The organism is Kitasatospora arboriphila (assembly GCF_039528095.1).
Lineage (GTDB): Bacteria > Actinomycetota > Actinomycetes > Streptomycetales > Streptomycetaceae > Kitasatospora > Kitasatospora arboriphila.
The window spans coordinates 1-9,673 of the sequence record NZ_BAAALD010000163.1 but is presented as its reverse complement, the minus strand read 5'-3'; the positions used below and the strand labels follow the sequence as shown (position 1 = coordinate 9,673).

At 75.1% G+C, this 9,673-nt stretch carries 7 protein-coding genes; 4 read left to right on the top strand and 3 right to left on the bottom strand.

Features of this window, described 5'->3' with window-relative positions; genetic code table 11:
* Positions 1–514: 514 nt before the first annotated feature.
* On the top strand, positions 515–1,870 hold the full coding sequence (locus ABD353_RS38275; RefSeq protein ID WP_344628348.1) for a streptophobe family protein: 1,356 nt from the start codon (positions 515–517) through the stop codon (positions 1,868–1,870).
* On the opposite strand, the gene ABD353_RS38270 is transcribed toward ABD353_RS38275, so the two are convergent.
* The 3 genes from ABD353_RS38270 to ABD353_RS38260 are packed head-to-tail and all read right to left on the bottom strand — an operon-like array spanning position 1,849 to position 5,852.
* A complete protein-coding gene (locus ABD353_RS38270; RefSeq protein ID WP_344628347.1) occupies positions 1,849–2,967 on the bottom strand; it encodes a serine/threonine-protein kinase in 1,119 nt (372 codons plus the stop codon). The genes ABD353_RS38275 and ABD353_RS38270 overlap by 22 nt on opposite strands.
* Positions 2,964–3,494, bottom strand: coding sequence for a hypothetical protein (locus tag ABD353_RS38265; RefSeq protein ID WP_344628346.1), 531 nt, complete (start codon positions 3,492–3,494; stop codon positions 2,964–2,966). The genes ABD353_RS38270 and ABD353_RS38265 overlap by 4 nt, the downstream gene beginning before the upstream one ends.
* 6 nt (positions 3,495–3,500) lie before the next feature.
* Complete coding sequence (locus tag ABD353_RS38260) at positions 3,501–5,852, bottom strand: ABC transporter ATP-binding protein/permease (RefSeq protein WP_344628345.1); 2,352 nt, start codon at positions 5,850–5,852, stop codon at positions 3,501–3,503.
* 191 nt (positions 5,853–6,043) lie between these two features.
* Here ABD353_RS38260 and ABD353_RS38255 point away from each other — a divergent pair, with 191 nt between their 5' ends.
* The 3 genes from ABD353_RS38255 (at position 6,044) to dacB (ending at position 9,556) form a co-directional block, all read left to right on the top strand.
* Positions 6,044–6,319, top strand: a complete 276-nt coding sequence (locus ABD353_RS38255) for a hypothetical protein (RefSeq protein ID WP_344628344.1) — start codon at positions 6,044–6,046, stop codon at positions 6,317–6,319.
* Entirely contained in the window at positions 6,300–7,697 is a 1,398-nt protein-coding gene (locus tag ABD353_RS38250) for an outer membrane protein assembly factor BamB family protein (RefSeq protein WP_344628343.1), read from the top strand. Before ABD353_RS38255 ends, ABD353_RS38250 begins: the two co-directional genes overlap by 20 nt.
* Before the next feature lie 236 nt (positions 7,698–7,933).
* Entirely contained in the window at positions 7,934–9,556 is a 1,623-nt protein-coding gene (gene dacB / locus ABD353_RS38245) for a D-alanyl-D-alanine carboxypeptidase/D-alanyl-D-alanine endopeptidase (protein ID WP_344628342.1), read from the top strand.
* Positions 9,557–9,673 lie beyond the last annotated feature (117 nt).

The window sequence follows — 9,673 nt, the reverse complement described above, 5'->3', positions numbered from 1 at the left end:
CGCCCACCGCAGCACCTCGTGCTCGCGCGGGGTGAGCCCCGCCTCCGCGGAGCGGCCGGCCGCCCCGCCCCCCCCCCCCCCGGCCCCCCCCCCGCCGCCGGGGTGCGCCCCCGGTCCGGAGGTGGGGCCGGACGGCGGTCCCGAGGGCCCGCCGGGGTACGAGGAGGTGTGGCCCGGCCCCGCCGGGCGGTTGCCGGAGGACGGCGGGCCGGAGCCCGGCCCGGACAGCGGTCCGGAGGGCGGTCCGGACGGGTCCTCGGGCGGGCCGGACGGCTGATCGGGTGACGGCGGCAGCGGGCTCACGGGTGTTCCTCCCGTTCTGGGCACCCCCGCACGCCATTCTCCGCGCGCCCGGTCCGGCCCGCGCGACAGCCCGCCGTCCCCGCCCGCAGGCTCGCCGTTCCCGGCCACCGGGGCCCGCCCTCCCCCGCCGCCCGGGCTCGCCGTTCCCCGCCGCCGGGCGGAGGCTGGAAGGAGACCCCACCGGATTGAGCCGACCCGGGAGGAGCCGATTGTGCGGACGAGCAGCGGGCCCGGCGCCCGCACCAGCGACGGGCCCGCGGCCCGCTCCGGCGGTGCCGCGGGCGAACTGCGGCACTGGGGCGAAGCCCTGACGGCCGTGGTGGCCGCGGTGGCCGCCATGCTGGCGGTGGCCGCGATCGGCCTGTACTTCGCCGGCGCGAACGACCTGCCCTCCGGGGGCTACGGCTCGGTGGTCGCGGCGACCGTGCTGATGGCCTGCGGAGCCTCCGCCCGGGTGGAGGGCGGGGCGGCGTTCGTGGCCGGGGCGAAGGGCGGCATCGAGGCCGTCCCGCTCTCCGTGTCGCTGACCGGCGCACTGCTGGTCGGCTGGCTGTTCCTGCGCCCGATGCGGCTGCACGCCACCGTCTCCGGCCGGGAGCTGCTGGCCCGGGTGGGCCGGGTCGCCGTGCTGTGGGCGCTCGCGCTGCTGCTGCTGTCGGTCCCGGCCGAGAAGAGCTTCGTGGTGTCGACCGGCGAGCCGCTGATCGACGAGCTGGGCGGCCTGGTCGGCGCCTCGCCGACGGTGGGCTTCGCCGTGGACACCGGTCGGGCGGTCGGCCTCGGCCTGGTGTGGCTCGCGGTGGTGCTGCTGCTCGCCCTGGCGGTCTCCCGGCGGACCCCGCTGCCGCTGCCGCTGCTGCGCTTCCACACCGCCGTCCGTCCGGCCGCGCACGCCGTGCTGACGCTGCTGCTGGTCTACGTCGCCCTGGCGCTGCCGGCCGGCCTGGTGGAGGCCGCGGTCGGCGGGCACGCCCGGCAGACCCTTGCGGTGGTCTTCCTCGGCCTGCCGAACCTGGCCTGGCTGGCGCTCGGCATCGGCATGGGCGGTGCCTGGCACGGCCACGTCGCCGGCACGCTCGGCCTGCCGATGCCGCAGCCGCTGGCCGGGGTGCTGCAGCAGAACCAGGACGTCCGGCTGGACGCGGCCACCCTCACCGACCAGGACTCCCGGACGTGGCTGCTCGTCGCCCTGGCGGTGGTCGCCCTGCTGTTCACCGGGCTGGGCATGGCGATGCACGCCCCGCCCGGCATCAAGGCCTGGCGGCACGCGGTGCACCTGGCGGTGGCGCTGGCGGTGGCGATGCTGCTGATCGGCGTGCTCACCCGGATCTCCGCCGCGTACGGCCTCACCCTGCTCGGCTTCGGCGGCAGCGGCGCGGCGGTGCTGGAGCCCGACCTGCTGGTGCTGGTGGCGGTGGGCGCGGTCTGGGGGGCGGTGGCCGGGCTGCTCGGCGGCCTGACGGCGGCCCGGGTGCGCCGCGACACCGCGCCGGCGGCGCGGCGGCCGGCGGAGCCGGGGGACGGCGGCCCCGACGCGTCCGGGGCTCAGTCGCGGTCGGTGCCGTAGACCGGCAGCGCCCACTCGGGCGGCTCCGGCGGGGGCGCCGGCGGGTCGGGCGGCGCGACGGCCTTCCGCAGTGCGACGGGCTCCGGCGGTGCGGCGGATTCCCCGGACACCGGGGACTCCGCGGAAGCCGGGGATTCCGCGGAAGCCGGGGACTCCCGCGGTGGGGCGAGTTCGGCCGGCGCCGCGGACTCGGGCAGCTGCGGGACGAGTTCGGTCGGCGTCGGCACCGGGATCGCCGCGACGTGCTCCACGCCGTGCAGGGCACCGACGAAGGCCAGGCAGCTGTCGTACCGCTCGTCCGGTGTCTTGGCGAGCGCCCGGATCAGCACGTCGTCGAGGGCGGCGGGCAGGTTGGGGCGGTGCTCGCTGAGGTGCGGCGGCGGGTCGTTGAGGTGCGCCCAGAGCTGGGCGAGGTCGTCGTCGCGCTGGTAGGGCGGGTCGCCGGAGAGCATCTCGTAGACCACGCAGGCGAGGCTGTAGACGTCGCACCGGCCGTCCACCGGCTTGCCGTTGATCTGCTCGGGGGCGACGTAGTCCAGGGTGCCGACGAACTGGCCGACGGTGGTCAGGCCGGAGAGCGACAGGGACTTCTTGGTGAGTCCGAAGTCGGTCAGGTAGACGTGCTCGGGGTGCTCGGAGTCGGTGCCCTCGGCGACCAGGATGTTGCCGGGCTTGACGTCGCGGTGCACGAGGTCGTGGTCGTGCGCGGCGTCCAGCGCGGAGGCGACCTGGGTGGTGATCCGCACGGTCTGGCGCAGCGAGAGCGGGCCCTCGCGGTCGAGCAGGGCGCGCAGGTCGCGGCCGCGGACGTAGCGCATGGCGATGTAGAGCAGGCCGTCGGCCTCGCCGGCCTCGTAGACCGGCACGATGTGCGGGTGGTCGATGGCCGCGGCGGCCTTGGACTCGCGGGCGAACCGCTCGCGGAAGACGTCGTTGCGGGCGAGGTCGGGGGCGAGCAGCTTGACCGCGACCGTCCGGCCGAGCCGCAGGTCCTCGGCGCGGTAGACGACGGCCATGCCGCCGCGGCCGATCAGCTGCTCCAGCCGGTAGGTGGCGAGTTGGTGGCCGGTCAGGTCGGCCGGTGCGGCGGTCGTCATCCGGCCTCACCCCGGGCGCCGGCCGCGGACCGCTTGGCGGCGGGCGGGTCGACGGTGGCGTAGGTCTGCATCCGGGTGCCGTCGCTGAAGAACCAGCGGCCCTGGTCGAGGTCGAGCAGCCAGGCGGAGGATCCGTCGATGACGGCGCCGAGCCGCAGGTTGCGGCTGCGGTCGCGGAAGGTCTCCAGGTCGATCAGGCCGTCCGTGTACTCGCCGACCAGCCGGCGGTAGGTCGCCAGCGCCTTCTCCAGGGCGGCGAGCAGGGGGCGCGGGTCCTCCAGCGGGGTCAGCGGGTGGTCGGTGCCGGACGGCGGGTGGGGCAGGGTGACCAGCAGCCGGCCGTCGACCCAGGCCGACCAGCCGTTGGAGCAGACGATGCGCGCCCAGTTGCCGTTGTTGTCGGCGAGCCGGACGGGGAGCAGCGGGTCGAGCCGTACGGACGGCCGCGACGGGTCCGGGCTCGCCCAGGTCTGCAGCCCGTCGGCGGGCGCGACGTGGGTGGGCTGGAACTCGTACGGGGCCGTCATCCGCGGTCACCTCCGCATCACGGCGGGTTCGTGACGGCGCAGCAGGCGCAGGACCAGCAGGCCGAAGAGGACGCTCAGCACCACCATCATGCCCATGTCGAGCAGCCAGACCGAGGCCTCGTGCCGGAAGAGCGGATCGGCGGTGAGCGGTTTGGGCACCGAGGCGTGCAGGTCGACGGTGGAGGCCATGGCGGCGAAGGCCCAGCGGGAGGGGACGAGCCAGGAGAGCTGGGCGAGCACGGGGGTGCTGTTGAGCTGGATCAGCGCGCCGCAGAACACCACCTGGACGATGGCGACCAGCACCAGCAGCGGCATGGTCACCTCCTCCTTCTTCACCAGGGCGGAGATGAGGAGGCCGAGCATCATGGCGGTGAAGGCGAGCAGGGCGACCGCCAGGGTGATCTCCAGCAGCGGTGGCATGAGGACGCCTCCGCCGCCCTGCGGGCGCAGGTCGACGCCGAGCAGCGCGACCATGGTGAGCACCACCGCCTGGACGACGGTGACGGTGCCGAGCACGATGATCTTGGACCAGAGGTACGCCGATCTGGACAGGCCGACCGCGCGTTCTCGCTGGTAGATGACGCGTTCCTTGACGAGTTCGCGCACCGAGTTGGCGGCGCCGGTGAGCACCGCGCCGACGCAGAGGATCAGCAGCGCGTTGAAGACGCTGTCCTCGGCGAGCTTCTTGCCGGCCAGGGCCCGGGCCATCACGCCCATGACGAACGGCAGCGCGATCATGACGGCCAGGAAGGTCCGGTCGGCGGTGAGCGCGGTGGCGTAGCGGCGGACGAGGGTGCCGACCTGGTGGTGCCAGCGCTGCGGGTGCGGGGGCTTGGGTGCCGGCGTCTCGGCGGCGGCCGGGGCCTGCGGCAGGGCCGGGCCGGGATGGTCCATGGCGCCGGTGATGTAGCGGCGGTAGGAGGGCGAGGAGCGGTACTGGCCGGCCCAGTCGCGCTCGGTGTCGTTCTCGAAGGCGTCGAAGGCGTCCGGCCACTGCTGGAAGCCGAAGAAGTCGAGGGTCTCGCCGGGCGGGCCGTAGAAGGCGATCCGGCCGCCGGGGGCGAGCAGCAGCAGCCGGTCGCACACGTCGAGGCTGAGCACGCTGTGCGTGACCACGATGACGGTGCGGCCGTCGTCGGCGAGGTTGCGCAGCATCTGCATGACCGAGCGGTCCATGCCGGGGTCGAGGCCCGAGGTCGGCTCGTCCAGGAAGAGCAGCGAGGGCTTGGTGAGCAGCTCCAGCGCGACGCTGACGCGCTTGCGCTGGCCGCCGGAGAGGCTGGAGATCACCTGGTCGGCGCGCTTCCCCAGGCCGAGTTCGGCGATCACCTCCTCGACCCTGGCCTCCCGCTCGGCGGCGGCGGTGTCGCCGGGGAAGCGCAGCTCGGCGGCGTAGCGCAGGGCGCGGCGCACCTGCAGCTGGGTGTGCAGGATGTCGTCCTGCGGGACGAGGCCGATCCGGCGGCGCAGCTCGGCGTAGTCGCGGTAGAGGTCGCGGCCGTCGTAGCGGACGGTGCCCTCGTCCGCGGGGCGCAGTCCGGTGAGGGCGTTGAGCAGGGTGGACTTGCCGGCGCCGCTCGGGCCGGCGACCGCGAGCAGCATCTTCTGCCCGACCGGGAAGGTGACCGAGTCGAGCAGCCGGCGGCCGCCGGCCACGGTGACGCTGAGGCGGTCGACGTCGAGGTCGACGTCGCCGGTGTCGACGTACTGCTGCAGTTCGTCACCGACCAGGCAGAACACCGAGTGGCCGATGCCGATCAGGTCGCCCTCGCCGACGAGGGCGTCGAGCACCGGCTGGCCGTTGAGGTAGGTGCCGTTGTGGCTGCCGAGGTCGACGATCTCCCAGCGCCCGTCGGAGCGGGCGCGCAGTTCGGCGTGCCGGCGGGAGACCGACAGGTCGCCGACGACCAGGTCGTTGTCGACGGCGCGGCCGATCCGGACGACCTTCGCCGGGAGCGGGCGGACGGTGGTCGGCGGCCGCATCGAGCCGGTGATGGCGGTCAGCGCGGAGGGTTGCCGGTCGACGGCCGGCTTCCGGGGCAGCTCGCGCAGGGTGCAGCGCGGTCCGTCGGCGGCGCTGCCGAACCGCAGCTCGCTGCCGGCGCCGACGTCGAGGTGCCGGATCCGGTGACCGTCGGTGTAGGTGCCGTTGGTGGAGCCGTTGTCGTCGAGCTCCCAGTGGTCGCCGTCGGCGTGCAGGACGGCGTGGTGCCAGGACACCCGGGGGTCGCTGAGGAAGACCTCGCTCGTCGGATCGCGGCCGACGTGGTAGGTGCGGCTCGGGCTGATGACCTGCGAGTCGCCTTCGGTCTCGAGTACCAGCTGCGGCGCGGTGAGCGCGGCGGGTCGCTCTCCCATACCGCCGATGGTAGCCGCGCACCGGGAGGCACGCCCGCTTCCACCGGGACGCCCGGGCGGGGAGCGGGCCCGGCGCGGGGTGTCCGGCGACATGCCCACGGCGGGGCGATTCGGCCGGAAACAGGTGTGTCACCCGGTATGTCTTGGGGCATGACGAGTTCGTACTGTCGGCCGCACACCGGGGAGGCTCCGTGAACACCTGGGCGACCTGGACCACGCAGGGCATCCTCGCCGGCACCGGAGGGGTGCGAACGGTCGAGTTGGGTGTCATCAAGGGCGATCTGACGGTCCACACGACGTGGATCGACGGGGAGGCCCGACTGACGGTCCAGTACAGCGGCGCGCTGGACTGGTTCACCGTGGAGGGCAGCCCGGTGCCCGCCGGGGACGAGGCGGCCGCGCGCGAGGTCCACCAGCGCATGGTCGAGGCCGTGAAGGCCGGCGGCGGTGCGACGGCTCCGAGCTGACCGGCGGCTCCTGCTGCCGGCGGTCGCCGCGGCGGTGGCCGTGCTGCTCGCCGGGTGCACCGCGGGCGGCGGTTCGGCGGTCTCCACCGGGGTGCCGTCCGCCGTGGTGGCCGGCTCGGCCTCGCCGACCCCGCTGCGGGCCGGGGACTGGCCGACCTACCACCGCGACGCGCTGCGCACCGGCACGGCCCCCGGGGCCGCCCCGGTCGGGCCGCTCGGCACGGCCTGGACGGCGAAGCTCGACGGCGCCGTGTACGGGCAGCCGCTGGTGGTCGGCGACAGGGTGCTCGCGGCGACCGAGAACAACACGGTGTACGGGCTGGACGCGTCGAGCGGTGCGGTCCTGTGGAGCCGCCACCTGGGCGCCCCGGCCCGGGCTGCCGAGCTGCCGTGCGGCAACATCGACCCGCTGGGGATCACCGGCACCCCGGTCTACGACCCGGCGACGGGCCGGGTGTTCGCGGTCGCCGAGCTGGCGGGCGGCCGGCACGTGCTGGTGGGTCTCGACGCGGCGACCGGGGCGCTGGAGGTCCGGCGCGAGGTCGAGCCGCCGAAGGGCGACCCGCTCGCGCACCAGCAGCGCTCGGCGCTGGCGCTGTGGAACGGCCGGGTGGTGATCGCGTTCGGCGGCCTGTTCGGTGACTGCGGCGACTACGTCGGCAGTCTGGTGTCGGTGCCGACCAGCGGCGCCGGGACGGTGCTCTCCTACGCGGTGCCGACCCGCCGCGAGGGCGGGATCTGGGCGAGCGGCGGGCCGGTGGTGGACGGCGACCGGCTGCTGGTGTCGGTCGGCAACGGCGAGTCGACCGGCGGCTCGTACGACGGCTCGGACTCGGTGCTGGCGCTCTCCCCCGAACTGCAGCGGGTCGACTGGTTCACCCCCTCGACGTGGGCGGACGACAACGCGCAGGACCTCGACCTCGGTTCGCTCTCCCCCGTGCGGGTCGGCGGCCACGTACTGGCCGCCGGCAAGCGCGGCGAGGCGTACCTGCTGGACGCGCAGCGCCTCGGCGGCATCGGCGGGCAGGTGGCGCAGGCGACGGTCTGCCCGGCGTACGGCGGGGCCGCGGTGGACGGCTCGGTGGTGTACCTGCCCTGCCAGCAGGGCCTCGCCCGGGTGACGGTGGGTCAGGACGGCTCGCTGCACCAGGACTGGCAGGTGGACCTGGAGCGCGGCGGCTCGCCGGTGGTCGGCGGCGGCGCGGTCTGGGTGGTGGACGACCACCGCGGTGTGCTGCTCGCCCTCGACCCGGCGACCGGGCGGGTGCTGCAGCAGGCGAGGACCGGCCCGGCACCGCACTTCGCCTCCCCGGTGCTCGCCGGCGGCCGGGTGCTGGTCGGCACGGACGCCGGGGTCACGGCCTTCTCGGCCGGCTGAACGGCCCCTCCCCGCGGGCGGAGCGGGGCCGCCCGCGGATCTCCGGGAATTCGCGTGAGACCTTCCGGGCCGCCGAGGCGTGTACATGAACAGGAGCGTGCACCCGGGCGCGGGGGACGGCCGCACGGCCGCCCCGCCCGAAGATCAACTGATGTCACATCAGCTGATAATGTGCAGGCCAAAACGGGGGCGTGGGCGACGCGCGCGCCCCGCCGTACCCGATTCCTGGAGCATCTGTGCCCGCACGCCTGTACCGCCGCGGCCTGCCGCTGGCCGCCGCCGCACTCGCCGCGTCCCTGCTCGCCGGCTCGGCCCAGGCCGACAACCCCGCCCCGGCCGACGCGACGCTGACGGCCGACCTCGACGCGCTGCTCGCCGACGCCCGCCTCGCCAACGCGCAGGCCGGCGTCCAGGTCCTCGACGCCGCCACCGGCCAGGTGCTGTACTCCCGCCAGCCCGGTGCGCTGCTCACCCCGGCGTCCACCATGAAGACCGTCACCTCGACGGCCGCTCTCGACCTGCTCGGCGCCGACTACCGGTTCACCACCGAGGTCCGCACCACCGGCACCGTGTACGGGAACAAGCTCGCCGGCGACCTGGTGCTGAAGGGCGGCGGCGACCCCAGCCTGCTCGTCCAGGACCTCGACGACCTGGCGGCCAAGGTCGCCGCCTCGGGCATCACCACCGTCACCGGCCGGATCCTCGCCGACGGCACCCGCTACGACTCCACCCCGCTCGGCCCCGGCTGGACCTGGGACGACGAGCCGTACTCCTACAGCCCGCAGATCTCCGGCCTGACGATCGCCAACGACGCCGAGTACACCATGGACACCGTCCAGGTGACCGTCACCCCGGGCGCGGCCGGCGAGAAGGCCAAGGTCGCCCTGGTGCCCGCCGAGGCGCCGATGAAGTTCACCGGCAGCATCACCACCGGCGCGGCCGGCAGCGGCGCCTCCGCGGGCGTCGACCGCCGCCGCGGCGCCAACGAGCTGCTGCTCTCCGGCAGCATCGCGGCCGGCGCCGCCCCGGCCACCTACTGGGTCACGGTCGAGGACCCGGCCACCTACGCGGCCAAGGTCTTCGCCGGCGCGCTCGCCCGGCACGGCGTGACGGTCCAGCGCGGCGTCGCCTCCGCCACCGGCTCCGAGACCTCGACGGCGATCGCCTCGCACCAGTCCAAGACCCTCGCCGAGCTGATCGTCCCGATGCTGAAGATCAGCAACAACGGCATAGCCGAGCACCTGACCAAGGAGATCGGCAAGGTCAAGGGCGGCAAGGGCGACTGGGCCACCGGCGTCGCCCAGGTCAAGGGCTTCCTCAAGGCCAACGGCCTGGAGACGCCGGGCGGCCGCCAGGTCGACGGCTCCGGCCTCTCGCGCTACGACCTCATCAACCCGGCCAAGATGGCCGGCCTGCTCAAGGTCGCCCAGGACAAGCCCTGGTTCGACGCCTGGTACAACGCGCTTCCGGTGGCCGGCAACCCGGACCGGATGGTCGGCGGCACCCTGGCCGCCCGCATGCGCGGCACCAAGGCCGAGAACAACGTGCACGCCAAGAGCGGCTCGATGAGCGGCGTCGACAACCTGATGGGCTACGCCACCGCGCCCGACGGCCACAAGCTGATCTTCTCCGTGATGCTCAGCAACTTCGCCGGCACCAGCCCGCGCCCGGTGATCGACGCCATAGCCGTCCGCCTCGCCTCCGGCCCGGCCGCCACCCCGAGCGCCCCGGCCGCCACCCCGGTCACCCCGAAGCTGAAGTCGCTCAACGCCCCCGCCCGCGGCGGCGACGAGGCCACCGGCGCCAAGTCCGGCACCGGCACCCGTTGGGAGGACTGCGAGAGCGTCGGCCGCTGCTGACCGCCGCTCCCCGCCACACCGCGGCCGGGCCCCTCGGGACACCTCCCGGGGCCCGGCCGCGGTGCCGTCCGCCGCCGCCCCCCCCGCCCCCCGCCCCGGCCCCCCCCCCCCCGCCGC